This window comes from Rheinheimera lutimaris (genome assembly GCF_013283795.1).
Classification (GTDB): Bacteria; Pseudomonadota; Gammaproteobacteria; order Enterobacterales; family Alteromonadaceae; genus Alishewanella; species Alishewanella lutimaris.
In genome coordinates this window covers 144,686-161,572 of the sequence record NZ_JABSOD010000006.1, presented here as the reverse complement: position 1 = coordinate 161,572, position 16,887 = coordinate 144,686, and the positions used below count along the sequence as shown (strand labels likewise).

Genomic DNA, 16,887 nt, shown 5'->3' with positions numbered 1-16,887 from the left:
TGTGCGTCTGACTGCTTTTTATATGCTAGTTTTGCTGTAAATAAGGTGATAAAAACTCAATTAGAAAACAAAAAAGCAACACCAAACCAGCCCCAAAGCCAGTTACTACTGTTGGTATAACTGCGAATACCCATACTTTGGCGTTACGTAATGAGCTTTCCCGTTCAATTTGTTGAATTGCTGCCAGTGTTCCCATATCTGGAGTCTGTAACCGTTTAGATATCCTATGCATTTGCACTGAACTGCTAATCATTTTATATATCTCAAATCCTATAAATATTAGAAGCGAGATTAAAATAAGTGCCCCTGATACTAGAATCGCCCACAAAGGTAAATCGTTCTTTAAACTTCCCCATAGCGTGAAAAACCCAACGTAACCCGCAGCGATAATCACATTGGTATATGAGTTAGCTTTTCCATAAGCATGAGCCACAACTTCTTTTGCTACATTTATATTCTCGTTCGTCATCATTCTGGCTTGTTCTTGTCCCATTCTGTTTATATTGCGGGCCAAATCGTTGTGTCTATCAACACATCGACGCTCCATTTCATAAGATTCTCTACTCAAGCTGCATTCTCCTATTCAAACCTACAGCAAAAATTCAGTACGGAAAGCCGCACAACGGGTTGATGCCGCAGCAATGACCAATATAATTGCTTGTTAGTATTATTTATTCAGGAATAAGCCCTTCACGTTCCAAAACCATCCGTATATCTTCAAAAGCAGCACGAACGTTTCCTTTAGGAAATCGTATTTGACCAACGCCATGAATATTTGAAAACTCTTCACAACCATCCTCCAGCAAGATAATTGCTCGTTTGAATGTAAGCCTACCTTGAAATAAACCGACTTCATGTATCACATTCTCCCGAGCATGAATCGTGGAATCAATGTGCTCATCTTCAGCAGTCATTATTAAGAAGGCAAACGAAGCTTGATCCAACATTGCTTCCAAACGGTCCTTTATCGAAATTCCTGCCGAAGACTCTCGGTTGAACTCGTCCCATTCCAATTTAAGCCGATCTGAAAGAAAATGAGACAGGTCTTTCCAGACTGAACTTCTACCGTGCCCAATAAACACCTTTCCATCAACTATGCTTTTGTGATTTGTTGTGTTTCTATATTTTTGACGCAAATATGTCGCGACACGATCTGCAAGCTTTCCCAACTCCTCAATTTGAGTGAAATACGACTGAAAAGACAATAGCCAGCATTGAACTGCAATATGTGGGGGAGCAATTACTCCCTGAGACATAGCTAATGAGTCTCTTGTGATAAATTGACCTTTGGGACTTCGAACTGAGATTAGCTGCTCTTGCGTGTAATGTGATTTTAGTTTTTTTGCCGCATCTCTAATTTCTTCAATGGACTCAGATTTTGTGCTCTCAACTATTACTGTTAACAATGTCACCAGTTCATCTTTTAAGCTAGAAAATTTCTCTCCAACCTTTATAGATTTTTGTACATAGTCTGAATCTTCTGGGACTTCTGCCATATCAAATATCAGTCGCTTTACGTCCTCCGGACTGTACTCTACCCAATTTTCAGAGACAGGTTGAACAAATGAACTTTGGAACCCCCACTCAGAACTAAAATGATCTCCAGGTTTAGGAGTCTTAAAATTTTTATAGTAAACACATGACTGATAACCAATCCATGAGTTTGAAGATGCCCGTCCAATTGTTCGAATTGCTTCTTCTAACTTAGCTAATAAATCACCAAAACCTTCATCTTCATATGTTTTTGAAGCATTAGCACACGCTTTTGAAATAGCATTCAAGGCATCAACATAATTATCCATATTTCCTATAGTCCTCGCTGACCTATGAGGCTAAAATTTTATTTTTAGCATTACTGTTTTTTCATATCATACAATACAGACAATGGCTGTTAACTTATTGAATAAAAGCAATAAAATACCAACCAATTACCACGCACCATAAAAAACAAGTGTGCGTTATATCTCCGTACTCGCCACATTAAGCATTTAACTTAGCGAAAGTATTTCGCATACACAACATATATGCAGTGTTAGTTTGGTTTAAATCTAAAGCTGACGAATAGTTTCCATAGCTACAAACAAGCGCCTGGGCTGGTCAGTTAAAGGTGCAAACATACCCATATGTTGATAGAACTGCAGTGCGTCATCATCCAGTACATCCAGAATCACACCGAATGCCGGTAAACCCCGTTCTGACAACTCACGAGCGGTGCGCAGAGCCTGCACTAAGGTTTTAGCACCTAACTGCTGCCCCTGGTGCGTTAGCGACACGCCAAGGCGTGCCAGTATGACTACAGGTACCGGATAAGCCGGTAACGAACTGGCTGTCTTTGGTAAATCAGCGCGTAACACTGTACTGCCGGCCAGGGTAAAATACGCGGCTATCGCTGCTTTTGGCTGCGGGCTTTGCTCTGCCAGCACCCAAGTGCGGCTTAACCCCAACTCACTGTTGCGAATAGCGTAACGACTCAGATAGGTATTCAGGCTGGCTTTGCCGCAATCAAACGCTTTTAAAGCATGCAACCGGGCATCAGCCTGCACAAATGCCGGCGCCAGAGCCAATTAAAAGCCCTCTTTATCCAACAAATCGGCAGCGGCTTTCAGCCGTGCATAAGGAGCAGGAGCGGATTCACACACCTGGATGAACTGATCAAACTGTGCTGACGTTAACTTAATTGCGGTTTGTGCCTGCAGGATGCCAGGCGCATTGTCGCGGATAAGACGCACCATAAACTCGGTTAAAGAAGCACAACCCAAAGCCGCTGCAGCACGTTCGGCCAGCTGTTTGGTTTCTGCATCTACACGCATTTCAATGCGTTCACGAAGCTCTGCGGCCATAACAACCTCTGTTGTATAAAAAACGTGCTAAGTATAGACCTGTACGGCAGATTGCCGCAAGTAAGGGCTGGAAATTGTCAGGGCATCCAAAGAGCGCTGCATCCAAAGAGCGTTGCGGCTCTTTGGATTTGCTGCAAAGGCGTTACAGGTAGGAGAAATACTCTGCCGGGTCCGGCGTGTGGCGCTTGGCCGGTTCGCTGTTGGGCGTGCCCAAATACAGGAAACCGACAATCTCATCGTCTTCGCCCAGTTCTAATGCTTGTTTGACAAAATCCAGCTGAGCATAAGCGCCGGTGCGCCAGATGCCACCAAAGCCCTGAGCAAAGGCGGCTTGTTGCATCGCCATAACAGCACAGGCGGCTGAGTGTTGCTGCTCAATTAACGGCACTTTAGCGTGCTCTACCGCTTTGGCGATACAGATAATGACCATAGGTGCGCGCAGCGGTAATTGCCGCGCCCGCTCTAACAGTTCAGTGGCAATAACCGGATCGTCCTCTACCGCCGCTTCAGCAAAAATATCACCGAGGCGGCACAGTGCCTGACGCCCTTCGGCGATAACAAAACGCCATGGCCGTAAATTGCCGTGATCCGGCACCTGCAGTGCCGCACGTTTGATGTTTTCCAGCACCTCGCCGGACGGTGCCGGTTCGGTTAAACGCGCAGAAGAAAAACGACCGGTAAGTAACGTCAATGCATCCATAAAAAACCCCGATGAAGTGAGCGGCATGCCGCCTTGCAAATTAACAGTAAGCTTAACATCAGATTATGGCAAGGTAACGCCCGGTCTTCGGGCTTGCAATCTGTTTGCTGTTTTTTAATGCGCTTTTATCCAGAGTGCTTGTTTATACAGCGCTACATAGTGCTCAGCCGCTTTGGGCCAGCTGAAATTTTGTGCCATACCGTTTTGTTGCACAGTGCGGTAACTGCGCGGCTTACTGTATAACTCTTCAGCTTGTTTTAACGCCTGCAGCGTAGCGCTGATGTCCGGTTCGTAAAAACCGATACCGGTAGCGCCGCGGCCGGGCCAGGGTTTTACCGTATCTTTTAAGCCGCCGGTTAAACGTACCAGCGGCACAGTGCCATAACGCAGGCTGTATAACTGGTTTAAACCGCAGGGTTCAAATAAGGATGGCATCAGGAAAAAATCACCGGCCGCTTCCAGTTGATGCGCCATGGCTTCGCTAAAGCCGTGCACAAAGCGAAACTGCGCAGGAAATTGCTGTTGCAAGGTATTAAGCGCGTTGCAATAACGGGCCTCGCCGGTGCCCATAATAACTACTTGCGCTGTAGTATGAGCCAACCACAGCGTTAATGCCGGCAGCAAATAGTCATAGCCTTTTTGCCCGGTTAACCGGCTTACGCCGACAAATAACGGCACTTTGGTATCCAACGGCAATTTGGTATCACTAAGCTGTAACTGCTCACGCACTGCCGCTTTGCACAGCGCTTTGCCGCTTAAATCGGCGGCATCAAAATTCGCGCTAAGGTAGGGATCTTTTGCCGGGTGCCAGATAGCGTAGTCGCAGCCGTTTAAAATGCCGCTGAAATCGGCTGCGCGCTGCTGATATAACGCCGCCAGGCCGGCTGCCTGCGGCTCGTGCATTAACTCATCGCGATAACCGGCACTTACGGTGTTCAGTTTATCGGCGTAGCTTAGCGCCGTGGCCAGAAAGTTTAAGTCATCATGCCGCTGCGGTTCGATATCCAGCTCGTGACGCCAATGCGGCGCGCACTTTTCCTGATAGGCACCGTTATGGATACTGAACACAAAGGGCACCTGCGCCAGGCTGCTGTTGCCATAATGCTGCTTTAAATAATACGCTGCAGCGGCGCTTTGCCAGTCGTGACCGTGGATCAGATCAAACGGCTGTTCGCACTGCTGCGCCCACTCCAGTGCCGCTTTACAAAAAAACGCGAAGCGCAGCGGGTTATCACTGTAGCCATGTTCGCCGTCATCATACGGCCGCTCACGCCGGAAAAAATCATCATGCTCAATCAGGGCGATATCCACACCATCCAGGTTAAAGTGGCGTACAGCACAACCAAAGTCACGCCCGGCCAGATTAAAATACACCGATTGCCACTCAGCCGTGCTGTGTTGATACAATACGCCATAGCGCGGCAACATTACCGTGACCTGGTGGCCGGCAGCCAACAGGCTTTGTGCCAGGCCGCGACAGGCATCGGCCAGGCCGCCGGTTTTAACCAGGCCTTCATACTCACTACATATAAACAATATCCGCACTACGGCCCCGCCCTTTGCTAATCGTTATGCTTACGCTGACACTGCCGGCTTAGTCAAAGCCAATCATTGCGCCTTTGGGGATCACAATCACACCGCTGGCCGACACATGAAAGCGTTGTTTATCCAGCACCGGATCTTCACCGATAATAGTACCCGGTGCAATTTTAACGTCTTTATCAATAATGGCGCGGCGGATACGACAACCACGGCCAATATCGTTATTGCCCATCAGCACGCATTTTTCAATATAGCTGTGGCTGTGCACATGCACGTTAAAACCCAAAATAGATTGATACACAATAGAGCCGCTGACAATACAGCCGGACGCCACCATGGAACTAATCGCCTGGCCGGTGCGGTTGGCTTCATCGTGGACAAACTTGGCCGGCGGCACCGGCGGCGTGTAGCCACGCAGCGGCCAGTATTTGTTATATAAATCAAACGGTGGCTCTACTGAAATCAGGTCCATGTTAGCGTCGTAATAGGAGTCTATGGTGCCGACATCACGCCAGTAACCACTGCTGCGCTCGCTTTCACCACGGATGCTGTTAGAAGAGAAATCATAGACATACACCTCGCCCGCCGGATACAGCTTTGGAATAATATTATGGCCGAAGTCATGTTTTGAATCGGCCTGTTTAGCATCCTCTTCCAGCACACTCACCAGAGTTTTGGCTTCAAAAATGTAATTACCCATTGAGGCCAGCACAAAGCCCGGCCGGCCGGGGATGGTTTTCGGATTGGTTTTCGGCTTTTCTTCAAAGCCAATCATTTTGCCATCAGCATCAACTTCAATTACACCGAATTCGTGCGCCTGCTCTACCGGCACCGGAATAGCGGCTACGGTAAGCACGGCTTGCTTGTGGCGGTGATAATCCAGCATCTGGCGTACATCCATCTTGTAAATATGATCGCCACCGAACACACAAACATGCTCCGGGTCCAGGCCGTGGATTAAATGCAGGTTTTGATAGATGGCATCTGCCGTGCCCAGGTACCAGTGTTTACCGGTTTGCATTTGCGCCGGGATCGGGTCAATAAAGCGGTTGGTTAAGCCGGTAACCCGCCAGGCGCGGCTTAAATGCTTCATTAAGGAGTGCGATTTAAATTGTGTAATAACAAAGATTTGCAGCAAATCCGAGTTTACAAAATTATTTAACACGAAATCGATAATGCGGTAGTTACCGCCAAACGGTACTGCAGGTTTTGCTCTGACACCGGTTAACGGGGCTAAGCGCGTGCCCTCACCGCCTGCCAGTATCATGGTTAATACCCCGGACATAGAAACTCCCTGTTGTGCTTGCTGTGTGTGTTTTATAAGCAGTTTGCAAAGCTGATACCAGAATAGCAGCCTGAATGGCGAAAAGGCCAGCAGTCAATATGCATAACAGTTTGCGCCGGCACAAGATAAAAGCCATAAATGTCTTTAGCATGACAAAGGCACCAAAATGGTGCCTTTATTGGTAAGCTTCACTAATATAGTGCAGAGCAAGGCACCAGGGCGGTGCCTTGGATCAGATAGCGGCGGCCAGTTCAGCGCCCTGGCGGATAGCCCGCTTGGCATCTAACTCTGCCGCGACATCAGCACCGCCAATCAGGTGTGGTGTAATGCCATGCTGTGTTAACCCGGCCACCAGCGCGCGCAATGGCTCCTGGCCGGCACAGATAATCACGTTATCGACATTTAAACAACGCTCTTCACCGGCAATCTCAACCCATAAGCCGTTGTCATCGACTTTCAGATAATTAACCCCGGCTATCATCTCAACGCCTTTTTTCTTCAGCGAGGCACGATGGATCCAGCCGGTGGTTTTACCCAGGCCTGCGCCCACTTTACTGCTTTTACGTTGCAGCAAGAACACTTTACGCTCTGCCGGTTGCGGCAGCTCGTCCGGCAGCAAGGCACCGCGGCCCTGATAGCTGTGATCAATACCCCAATCTTTTAACCAGGCCTTTGGCTGCAAAGTTAACGAGTGCGGCTCGGTAAGGTATTCAGCAACATCGAAGCCGATACCGCCGGCGCCGATAATTGCCACGTTTTTGCCTACGGCTTTGTGATCACGCAATACATCAATATAACTGAGTACTTTGGCATGGTCACCGCCGGCCAGGCCGATATCGCGCGGCACTATGCCACTGGCCAGCACCACTTCATCAAAGCCGGCAGCGGCTAAACTGTCTGCAGTTTGCTCGCTGTTTAAAAACAGTTTTACCGCGTGCAGCTCCAGCATACGGCCGAAATAGCGCAGCGTTTCATGGAACTCTTCTTTACCCGGAATTTGCTTGGCGTAGTTAAACTGGCCGCCGATTTGGTGCGATTTATCAAATAAATGCACTTCATGGCCGCGCTGTGCTGCATAAACGCTGAAGGCCAACCCGGCCGGGCCGGCACCGACTACCGCAATTTTTTTCCGCTTGGCTGCGGCGCTAAAATTCAGTTCGGTTTCATAACAAGCGCGCGGGTTCACCAAACAGCTGGCGCGTTTATTCTGAAACACGTGATCCAAACAAGCCTGGTTACAGGCAATACAGGTATTGATCAGCTCGGCCTGGTTGGCCGCCGCTTTATTCACAAAGTCAGCATCGGCTAAAAACGGCCGCGCCATACACACCATATCGGCCTGGCCGTTGGCGAGAATGTCTTCTGCCACCTGGGGATCGTTAATACGGTTAGTGGCAATTACCGGAATAGTCAGCTGGGTTTTAACCCTTTCGGTGATCCAGCTGAAAGCCGCGCGCGGTACCATAGTACCGATGGTGGGCACCCGTGCTTCATGCCAGCCGATACCGGTATTAATTAAGGTAGCACCGGCCTGCTCTATCGCTTTGGCTAATGCGACTACCTCATCGTAACTGTTACCGTCTTCGACTAAATCCAGCATCGACAGGCGATAAATAATAATAAAGTCGTTGCCGCAGCGCTCACGCACCGCCTTTACCGTTTCAATGGCAAAGCGACAGCGCTTTTCAAAGCTGCCGCCCCAGTCGTCGGTACGTTGGTTGGTACGCGAACAAATAAACTGGTTAATTAAATAGCCTTCCGAGCCCATCACTTCTACGCCGTCATAACCGGCTTTTTTGGCCAACGCAGCGGCATGGGCAAAGTCTTTAATGGTGCCCTTTACTTGCCTGGCCGACATTTGCGAGGGCTTAAACGGCGTAATAGGCGATTTAATTTTACTTGGCGCCACACTAAACGGATGATAACCGTAACGGCCGGCATGCAGTAACTGTAAGCAAATCTTCGCGCCGTGCTGGTGCACCGCTTGGGTAACCTGCTTATGTTTACCGGTTTGCCACCAAAAGCTCAGCTGACTGCCAAAGGGCACCAGGTTGCCGCGAAAATTCGGGCTGATCCCGCCGGTAATAATTAAACCGACACCACCTTTGGCGCGCTCGGCATAAAAAGCGGCCAGTTTAGCAAAGCCCTGCTTTTCTTCTTCCAGACCCGTATGCATCGAGCCCATAATGACGCGGTTTCTCAGCGTGGTGAAACCCAAGTCCAGTGGTTGTAATAATTTTTGGTATGCCACATCACCCTCTCTGGTCGTACCTGTTGTTTGGGGCAGACTTTAGCTGCTTTGCCAACGTATAGCAAGTTGCACAAACAGCCTTAGCCGTTGCAACACATTTACTTACAAATTCCGCTTAGCCTTTAACGCTAAATTGGTTAGCATAGCATTATGCACAAGTTGTGATATTTAAACAGGAATTAGCCATGACAGACAGACGCCCCGGCCTTATTCGCCGGTTATTTAGTGCCATTGCGCGGGTTTACCGCGGTTTTCGTTCCGTTATCCTCAATTTGCTGTTTATCAGTATAGTGGCGTTAATCGCTGTATCGATATTCAGCGGTGAAGATAAAGTGCAGGTACCGCAAACTGCCGCGCTGGTATTAGATCTTACCGGTGATTTGGTAGAAGAAAAACGCTGGACCGACCCTATCGCCACGGCCGTTAATGAAAGCTTAGGCGGCCAGGAAGAGTCTCCTGAAGTACTGGTAAGTGACGTTGTCACGGTAATTAATAAAGCGACCAAAGATAACCGCATTCAGGCGCTGGTGCTGGACTTATCCATGCTGGGCCGTGGCTCGCTGGACAAAATGCAGCTGATTGGTGCCGCTATTGAAGGCTTTAAAGCCAGTGGCAAAAAAGTACTGGCCTACGGCGGTTACTATGGCCAAAACCAGTATTACCTGGCCAGCTACGCTGATGAGATTAGTTTAAGCCCGATGGGTGCCGTGATCCTCGAAGGCTATGGCAGCTACCCGATGTATTACAAAAATGCACTGGAAAAGCTGAAGATTAACACCCATGTGTTTCGTGTCGGCACCTACAAATCTGCTGTTGAGCCGTTCCTGCGCAATGACATGTCAGATGCAGCCAAAGAAGCCAACATTGCCTGGTTAAATGAGTTGTGGGCTGATTATAAGCAGCAGGTAGCTGAGCGTCGTGGCTTTGCGGTAGATAACTTTGACGAAACCTATGCTGCCCTGCTGGAAAAACTGACCGCTGCTGAAGGCGATTTAAGCCAGTATGCGGTAAACGCCGGCCTGGTTGATCAGATAAAAACCCGTGAAGCCTTTCGCCGCGACCTGATAGCGATTGTCGGTGAAAATGACGACCACACCTACAACCACGTTACGTTTGCGGATTACGCCGATTTAGTGATCCCGGCACAGCAGTTTGATAACCCGCTAACCGATAAAGTGGCCATAGTAGTGGCGCGGGGTGTAATTGTTGATGGCAGTGCCAAGGCCGGCACTATCGGCGGCGACACTACCGCTGCTCTGCTGCGCCAGGCACGGCATGATGACAAAGTAAAAGCCGTGGTACTGCGCATTGACAGCCCTGGCGGCAGTGCTTATGCCTCTGAAGTGATTGGCCAGGAAATCAGCTTACTGCGCGAAGCCGGCAAACCGGTTATTGCTTCGATGGGCGCTGTTGCTGCATCCGGCGGCTACTGGATAGCGGCGCCGGCCAATGAAATTTGGGCAGCACCTACCACCATTACCGGCTCTATCGGCATCTTTGGTTTGCTGCACACTGCCGAGCAAGCTATGCCTACGCTGGGCCTGAACGTGGACGGTGTCGGCACTACCGAGCTGGCCGGTTTATCTGCCGGATTGCCACTGTTTAAAGGCCTGGAGCCAAAAGCGAAAGACTTGTTTCAATTGCTGATCGAACGCGGTTATACCGAGTTTTTAAGCATGGTAGGTGAAAACCGTAATATGACCAATGCTGAAGTAGACAGTGTAGCCCAGGGCCGTGTCTGGACCGGACGTAAAGCGCAGGAATTGGGCCTGGTCGATAAACTCGGCACTATTGATGATGCGATAAAAGCTGCGGCAGATAAAGCCGGCCTGAGCAACTACGATGTAAAAGTGGTGCAGCATCAGCTGACCCCTGCCGAGCAGATGATCAAAGACTTTCTCGGCGAAGCCAAAGCACAGGGTTGGTTACCGCACAGCGGTATCAGCGCAGAGCAAAAACTGCTTGGCAAATTAACCCAACAGCTGAAACAGGACTTTGTACTGCTGAACCAGTTTAACGATCCCAATGGCGTTTACTCCTACTGTGTCAGCTGCAGCGTTAACTGAGCTGTTAACACCGCGCGCTGACTGACAGCAGCAATAAAGTCTATTACAATGCCCGGCATCTACCGGGCATTTTTATTTGAACTCCAATATGAGCAGAAAACGCATTTATGTCGCCTACACCGGCGGCACTATAGGTATGCAACACTCCGACCAGGGCTATGTGCCGGTACCGGGCTTTTTAACCGATACGGTAAAACGCATGCCGGAATTCTACCGCGCTGAAATGCCGGAATTTGATATTCATGAATACCACCCGGTAATTGACTCATCTGATATGACACCGGAGCACTGGCGCCATATTGCTGAAGATATTCAGCAGCAATACCAGCACTACGACGGCTTTGTTGTGCTGCACGGCACTGACACCATGGCGTATACCGCCTCAGCGCTGTCTTTTATGCTGGAAAACCTGGAAAAGCCGGTGATTATTACCGGCTCACAAATTCCATTGGCACAAATGCGCTCAGACGGTCAGGTGAACTTACTTAACGCCTTGTATCTGGCAGCGAATTACCCTATCGCCGAAGTAGCGCTGTTTTTTAATAACCAACTGTTTCGTGGCAACCGCGCTACCAAAGCCGACGCCAACGGTTTTAATGCCTTTGCCTCGCCGAACTTTCCGCCACTGCTCGAAGCCGGCATTCATATCAATTTGCTGGCCGGTAAATTAAGCCAAAGTAGCGTGGCCGCGCCGTTGAACCTGGCTTCTGTAGTGCCGCAGCCTATCAGTGTGGTAACACTGTATCCGGGTATTAACACCGATATGTTCCGCAATATGACAGCGGCACCGGCACGGGCGTTAATTATTAAGTCTTTTGGTGTCGGCAATGCACCGCAGCGGCCGGAGTTGTTACAAATACTGCGCGACGCCACAGAGCGTGGCTTAATTATTGTAAATTGCACCCAGTGTTTTAAAGGCACAGTAAATATGCAGGGCTATGCCACCGGCAATGCATTGCAACAAAGCGGCGTAATAAGCGGTTACGATATGACATTAGAAGCGGCGCTAACCAAGCTGCATTACCTGCTGAGTAAGCCACTTAGCCCGGAGCAGGTACGACAGCAGATGCAGCAAAACTTACGCGGAGAGCTTACTGCTGACTAAAAATTAAAGAGGCTCACTTTACCCACGCTGTACGGCTAACTTTAGCTGTCAGCGTGGGTAAGACAGTAGCTGAATATCAAACAAATATTGCTTTAACCCGCGCCAGCAACGGCAATTCCGCTTGCGTTACCGCGCCAAACTGCAACCAGCGTTTTAACAGGCTGTGTTTATCCAGCGCACTGCCCTGATTATGTTTATCCGATAACAACAGCAACTGTACTTGTTGGCGTGCGCTTTGCTCAGCTGCCGGTGATCGCATATCGGCTATCAGCTCTAACGCCAGGGTAAGTTGCGCGCGGTTAAATTGCTGTTCCTGCTGATTGTTAAAACATTCTCTGTAGCCGGCCGGTAATTGCCCGGCGCTGACATCCGCAGATGCAAGCACGTCAAACATGCGGGCAAATTCGCGTTGCTGCTGGTGTTGCTGCCATGTTTGCTGTTTCTGTTGCAGTTTATCCTGCAAGCGGCGCACTGCCTGTTGCGCAGCGCCACCATCAGCCTGCAGCGTCTGCAATTGCTGCTGTACCTGAGCCAGCGCATCAGGTTCGTCTGCTGCATCCAACGCTGCTGTTAATGCGGCCAGTTCTGCCTCAAGCTGTTTCAGCTGGGTTTGTTCAGCTTGTTTTTGCTGTTCAAACTGCTCAGAGCGGGCATTAAAAAAGCCGTCACACAGCGCACGAAATTGCTGCCACAGCGCTTGATCCTGTTTGCGGGCCGCATTGCCGGCGGTTTTCCATTGCTGCTGACATTCCTTCAGCACCTTGGCGGTTTGGTTCGGCTCTGCCAGATTAAGCGCCGCGCTGGCCTGCTCAATTAATTGTTGCTTGGCGGCGGCCGCTTGCTGCTGCAGCGCAGTTAACTGTGCCCGCAGTGGCATAAGCGCCTGATTAAATTGCTCGTTCAGCGCCGCAAACTGCTGTTTATCAACGGCACCGGCTTGCTGCCAGGCTTGCTTTAGCTGTTGCAGGCCGGTATCCAGTGCTTTGGCATCCGGCTGGCTCAGGGCAAACTGCTGTACTTGCGCGATGATCTGCTGACGTTGCAGCACATGTTCAGCGCGCAGCGCATCCTGAGCGGCAAAGTAGGCACGGCACGGCGCAAATGCCTGTTCACAAGCAACGTCAAAGGCGGTATTAAGTTCTGCCTCTAACGCAGGGTCGGCTTTACCCAAACTGTTCCACTGCGCTCGGGCCTGTTTAACTTCGTCAGCGCGTTGGCGCATCTGGCTTTCTGCCAACTCAGTGCTTAATTGCTGCATTTGCTGCAGTAACTGCTGCTTACGCGGTGTGGCAATATATTCCTGCCAATCGGCCAGCTCAGCCATTTTATCGCGGGCAAAGTCGTAGTCTTTACTCAACTGTGCCTGCTGTGCCGCAGTCAGCTGCTGATAATCCTGCTCAATGCCTTTAAATAAACCGAATAATACTTTGTACTTACCGGCAGCATATAACCGCCGGTATTGCGCTAACTTGCTACGGCACTGGCGTTGTGTTTTTTCTGCCTGTTGATTAAAGCCTTTTTCTGCCTGCTGCCACTGCTGTGCCAGGGCATTTTTCGCCTGCAGTAAACTGGCCGGCACGGCTATCATCATCGCTTTGCTCAGCTGACGCCACTGCTGTTGCCATTGCTGTACCTGCTCTGAGGTGATGGCATAGGCTTCAGCAGTGTCCGGCAACGGCTGCGCCGCCCAGTCTGCCACTATGCGGGTTAAACCGGTTAGTTGCTCTGCCAGCTCAGGTAAGCGGGTTAGTTGCTGCTGCAATTGCGCAATACGCTTGTGCAGCACTGCTTTAGCCGGTACATCAGCTGCGCCAAGCTCATCGGCCAGACTGTTAAGCTGCTGCTCCAATTGCTGCGCCGCACTGATATCGGTAGATAATAAGGCTTGCTGCAATGCCTGCTCTAAGCTGTCGATACGTTGCTGTAACGCCGACTGTATTTCTGCTTTGGCAGTGGCTGCGGCCTGTTCGGCTTGTTGTCTGCTTAACTCGTCTAAACGCGGTGCTAACCACTGATTAATTTGGCCGACGATTTTGTCGTACCTGGCGCTGAACTCTGCCGCTTCAGAGCCCAAACAGTGCAGATCTGCCGCTAAGGCCTGCCACTGCGTTTGATATTCTGCCAATTGCGCCGGTAACTGCGCCACATCAACCCGCTCGCGGGCAGCGTTTAGTTTGGCCAGCAACAGCGTAAGCTGTTTTCGCAGCAGCTGTGGTTTTTGTTTTTGTTCCTGTAGCTGTGCCAGTTTGTGCTGAACGCCGGCCAGTAGTTCACCGTCGAGCTGTTTGGCTAATTTTTCCAGCAGTTTTTCATCATCAATCTGCGCCAGCAATTGCTGTTTCTGCGCTAACTGTAATACCGGGTCCTGCAGCGCTTTAATATGCAATTCGGTTTTGTTTAAGCGCTGCAATAAGCTGAATTTAATGCCGGCATCGGTTTCGGTTTGTGCTAACTGCTCCAGAATACTGCTGCGGTTACACTGAGCAATAAATTGCTGTTTCAGCTTAAGCTCTACCTGATTTTGCACCAGTTGGGTAATCAGTGTTTGCTCAGCCAGCTGCTGCAGACGTACGGCGCTGTCTTGTTTACTCGCCTGCCACCATAGTGAAAAGTCGTTCAATTTCAGCAGTGCCGCTTTGCGCACAGCTTCGGCGCCATCATTAAATGCCAGCTCATGCAGTACAGATTTTTGTGCCTGATCATTGCTGTTCAGTTCGGCTATAGCCAGTTGACGCACAGCGGCATCAGGATGTTGCCATTTCGGTTTGAAAAAACGTTTAAAGATCATCGTGCGAGAACCTTGCAATGGACGGCTGAGTTTCGAATTGTTTTTTTAGTTCGGCTTTGGATTTTTGTATCATTTGGCCATCGGCACCAATGGTAAAGAGTTCATCTGACTTTAATACCTGCGCCTGATAGGCCATCACCAACTGCAAACTGTGCGCCCGTTGTGCTTCTGTCATGGCATTACCGTCCGCCCAACGGCCGGTGGCCACAGCTTCTGCCAGTTTTTCATAAGTGTCAGGTGTCATTGCCTGCACCAAGGCATTAAACGCCATTTATTTGCGCCCTTTTTTCAACAACATAATGCGGATGCGGGTAATAATATACCAGCAAAAACCCACTGCGCTCAGCCCCATAAAGGCTATTTGCTGCAAGCTGCCCTGAGCTGGTGAAAACCAGTATATGGAGCCAAAGCCGCCTAAAAACAACAGCATAGACAACATGCCATGGTTCATCAGGCTTTGTGATTTGCTCAGACGCTTATCGCGGGCCAGCGACTCCAGTTTTTCTGCCGACAGATTGCTTAAGTCTTGGTTACAGCCGCTGCATTGCGGGCTTTTGTCAGAAATTCTTTGTCCGCAAAACGGACAGGAAATAATAGCCATGGTACTCCAATCTAAATTGCGGCGGCTTGCGCCCGCCTACTGCATTGCCTGGTATATTTTACTCATGATGCTGCCATACATACCAGTTTCAAACCGGTCGCCGGCAAAATAATAACTGTCTTCACCTTCTGCCAAAATCGGACTGTGCTTTTTATTGGTCAGCAATACCACGATTAAACCGTAATACGGATCAATCAGCGTAGCGGTTCCGGTCCAACCGGTATGGCCAAAAGCATAAGCACTGGCATAAGGGCCAAAGTGCCAGTTTAGCTCGCCCTGCACCGCCGTGCGCCAGCCCAGGCCCACGGTATGGTCGCTTACCGACGGCCGGACAAACTGCTGAATAATGCCCTGGCTGAATACGGGGGTTAAGTCATAACCGCCGTGCAGTGCCAGCATAGCAAGGCTGGCGGTTTCAAAGGCGGTAGAAAATAAACCGGCATGGCCTGCTACACCATCAAAGGCATAGCGGGCTTTTTCGTCGTGCACGGTACCGCGTACTACCCCGCCCTGATCGGCCGGAAACTGCACCCGACCACCGCGGCTGTTGCCGTTTAACTCGGTAGCGGCAATTTGTGTTACCGCGATGCCTTTGCGCAGCGGATTAAACAGGGTGTGGTTAAGCCCCATTGGCCGGTACAGTTGCTGCTCCAGATAGTCATCTTGCGCCATACCGCTGATGCGCTCAATTAGCAACCCCAGCAACATATAGTCGATATCACTGTATACCGCCTTACCGCCGCGCTCGCGCACAAACGGCACCTGTGTGGCAATCAATTGCATACTGCGGGCACGGTCGGTAGAGTAAAACGCCGCGCCAAGGTGGTTATCCGGTTTATGAAAATGCACCTCGGGCTCGTAACCGGCATTGTGCTGCAATAAATCCCTTACCAGCCGCTGCTCGCGGCCATCGCCCTGATACTCCGGCAAATAATGTTGCAGCGGCAGATTAATATCCAATTGCCCGCGCTGTACCAACTGCATAATGGCGTAGTTAGTCGCATACATTTTGCTGTTAGACGCCAGATCAAACAAGGTATCAAGTTGCATCGGCTCGGGTTGTGCCAACGCTTTACCGGTAGTGTCATAACGGCTGGCATAGCCGTAGGCGCTGTGTTTAACAATCTTGCCGTCTTTGGCAATCAGCAACACGGCGCCCGGGAAACCCTGCGCCACTTCCCGGCTGATTAACTCGTCCAACTGTGACAAAATGCCGGCAGACATCCCGGCATCTTCTACCGTACCTTGTATCAGCTGCGGATAAGGCACCACAATACGCAGCTGTGCGCCAAGCGGCTGAATATCAAGCAATTCCAGTTGATTAATGCCGTCACGCGTTACCTTGCTGATATCCAGCGTCAGGTAGCGACCAAGCGCTGCCGGCGCAGATATCGGCAGCACAGTACCATTAATACTTAAGGTAAAAGATTGCGTGCTGCCCAAATCAACCAACAACTGTCCCTGCTGACGATAGGCGGTAAAACTGCGCCGGTTATTCACCAAAGCCCGCTTACTGTTAGTCTCCGGCCAGCGCACATCCAGTTGCCCCACCGCTGTGCCGCTTTGCAGCGCCAGCTGCTGAGCCTCCCCCTGGCGTGCCACAGGCACGGGGGAAACTGCCAACCAATGTTGTAGCGCGGCGCAGCTGCTTAGCGTCAGTAATACCGACGCTACCAGCAAGGCTTTAACAGGTGTTGGCATCTACAGCT

At 50.2% G+C, this 16,887-nt stretch carries 14 protein-coding genes; 2 read left to right on the top strand and 12 right to left on the bottom strand.

Annotated features, from left to right (window positions below):
• Positions 1–25 precede the first annotated feature (25 nt).
• From HRH59_RS08110 to HRH59_RS08075, 8 genes are all read right to left on the bottom strand, one after another.
• A complete protein-coding gene (locus tag HRH59_RS08110; protein WP_173500778.1) occupies positions 26–568 on the bottom strand; it encodes a hypothetical protein in 543 nt (180 codons plus the stop codon).
• Positions 569–671: 103 nt separating this feature from the next.
• Positions 672–1,802, bottom strand: a complete 1,131-nt coding sequence (locus HRH59_RS08105; protein WP_173500777.1) for a TIR domain-containing protein — start codon at positions 1,800–1,802, stop codon at positions 672–674.
• A gap of 246 nt (positions 1,803–2,048) precedes the next feature.
• Positions 2,049–2,564, bottom strand: coding sequence for a GNAT family N-acetyltransferase (locus HRH59_RS08100; RefSeq protein WP_173500776.1), 516 nt, complete (start codon positions 2,562–2,564; stop codon positions 2,049–2,051).
• Positions 2,565–2,840 (bottom strand): type II toxin-antitoxin system TacA family antitoxin, encoded by a 276-nt coding sequence (locus HRH59_RS08095; protein ID WP_173500775.1) that lies wholly within the window; start codon positions 2,838–2,840, stop codon positions 2,565–2,567. It abuts the gene before it with no gap.
• Positions 2,841–2,982: 142 nt separating this feature from the next.
• Complete coding sequence (locus HRH59_RS08090) at positions 2,983–3,540, bottom strand: NAD(P)H nitroreductase (protein ID WP_173500774.1); 558 nt, start codon at positions 3,538–3,540, stop codon at positions 2,983–2,985.
• Positions 3,541–3,654: 114 nt separating this feature from the next.
• Positions 3,655–5,085: a glycogen synthase gene (locus tag HRH59_RS08085; protein WP_173500773.1), complete on the bottom strand. Its 1,431-nt coding sequence runs from the start codon at positions 5,083–5,085 to the stop codon at positions 3,655–3,657.
• A 49-nt stretch (positions 5,086–5,134) separates the two neighbouring features.
• Complete coding sequence (glgC, locus tag HRH59_RS08080; protein ID WP_173500772.1) at positions 5,135–6,367, bottom strand: glucose-1-phosphate adenylyltransferase; 1,233 nt, start codon at positions 6,365–6,367, stop codon at positions 5,135–5,137.
• 232 nt (positions 6,368–6,599) lie between these two features.
• A complete protein-coding gene (locus HRH59_RS08075; protein ID WP_173500771.1) occupies positions 6,600–8,618 on the bottom strand; it encodes an oxidoreductase in 2,019 nt (672 codons plus the stop codon).
• Positions 8,619–8,803: 185 nt separating this feature from the next.
• On the opposite strand from HRH59_RS08075, the gene sppA reads away from it, so the two are divergent.
• Complete coding sequence (gene sppA, locus HRH59_RS08070; RefSeq protein WP_173500770.1) at positions 8,804–10,684, top strand: signal peptide peptidase SppA; 1,881 nt, start codon at positions 8,804–8,806, stop codon at positions 10,682–10,684.
• A gap of 88 nt (positions 10,685–10,772) precedes the next feature.
• Positions 10,773–11,789, top strand: a complete 1,017-nt coding sequence (ansA, locus tag HRH59_RS08065; protein WP_173500769.1) for an asparaginase — start codon at positions 10,773–10,775, stop codon at positions 11,787–11,789.
• A gap of 76 nt (positions 11,790–11,865) precedes the next feature.
• Here the strand turns inward: ansA and HRH59_RS08060 are convergent, their stop codons facing one another.
• From HRH59_RS08060 to pbp4b, 4 genes are read right to left on the bottom strand one after another with little or no spacing between them, the layout of a single operon-like run.
• Positions 11,866–14,577, bottom strand: coding sequence for a DUF349 domain-containing protein (locus tag HRH59_RS08060; RefSeq protein WP_173500768.1), 2,712 nt, complete (start codon positions 14,575–14,577; stop codon positions 11,866–11,868).
• A complete protein-coding gene (locus HRH59_RS08055; RefSeq protein WP_173500767.1) occupies positions 14,567–14,848 on the bottom strand; it encodes a YeaC family protein in 282 nt (93 codons plus the stop codon). Before HRH59_RS08055 ends, HRH59_RS08060 begins: the two co-directional genes overlap by 11 nt.
• Complete coding sequence (locus HRH59_RS08050) at positions 14,849–15,178, bottom strand: zinc ribbon domain-containing protein (protein ID WP_173500766.1); 330 nt, start codon at positions 15,176–15,178, stop codon at positions 14,849–14,851.
• Between the two features lie 36 nt (positions 15,179–15,214).
• Positions 15,215–16,879 (bottom strand): penicillin binding protein PBP4B, encoded by a 1,665-nt coding sequence (pbp4b, locus tag HRH59_RS08045; protein ID WP_173500765.1) that lies wholly within the window; start codon positions 16,877–16,879, stop codon positions 15,215–15,217.
• Positions 16,880–16,887 lie beyond the last annotated feature (8 nt).

What these genes read in the sequence shown, in the direction of transcription:
- pbp4b (WP_173500765.1), bottom strand. Translation starts at nt 16,879, where the DNA reads ATGCCAACACCTGTTAAAGCCTTGCTGGTAGCGTCGGTATTACTGACG.
- HRH59_RS08050 (WP_173500766.1), bottom strand. Translation starts at nt 15,178, where the DNA reads ATGGCTATTATTTCCTGTCCGTTTTGCGGACAAAGAATTTCTGACAAA.
- HRH59_RS08090 (WP_173500774.1), bottom strand. Translation starts at nt 3,540, where the DNA reads ATGGATGCATTGACGTTACTTACCGGTCGTTTTTCTTCTGCGCGTTTA.
- HRH59_RS08060 (WP_173500768.1), bottom strand. Translation starts at nt 14,577, where the DNA reads ATGATCTTTAAACGTTTTTTCAAACCGAAATGGCAACATCCTGATGCC.
- HRH59_RS08055 (WP_173500767.1), bottom strand. Translation starts at nt 14,848, where the DNA reads ATGGCGTTTAATGCCTTGGTGCAGGCAATGACACCTGACACTTATGAA.
- HRH59_RS08095 (WP_173500775.1), bottom strand. Translation starts at nt 2,840, where the DNA reads ATGGCCGCAGAGCTTCGTGAACGCATTGAAATGCGTGTAGATGCAGAA.
- HRH59_RS08105 (WP_173500777.1), bottom strand. Translation starts at nt 1,802, where the DNA reads ATGGATAATTATGTTGATGCCTTGAATGCTATTTCAAAAGCGTGTGCT.
- sppA (WP_173500770.1), top strand. Translation starts at nt 8,804, where the DNA reads ATGACAGACAGACGCCCCGGCCTTATTCGCCGGTTATTTAGTGCCATT.
- glgC (WP_173500772.1), bottom strand. Translation starts at nt 6,367, where the DNA reads ATGTCCGGGGTATTAACCATGATACTGGCAGGCGGTGAGGGCACGCGC.
- ansA (WP_173500769.1), top strand. Translation starts at nt 10,773, where the DNA reads ATGAGCAGAAAACGCATTTATGTCGCCTACACCGGCGGCACTATAGGT.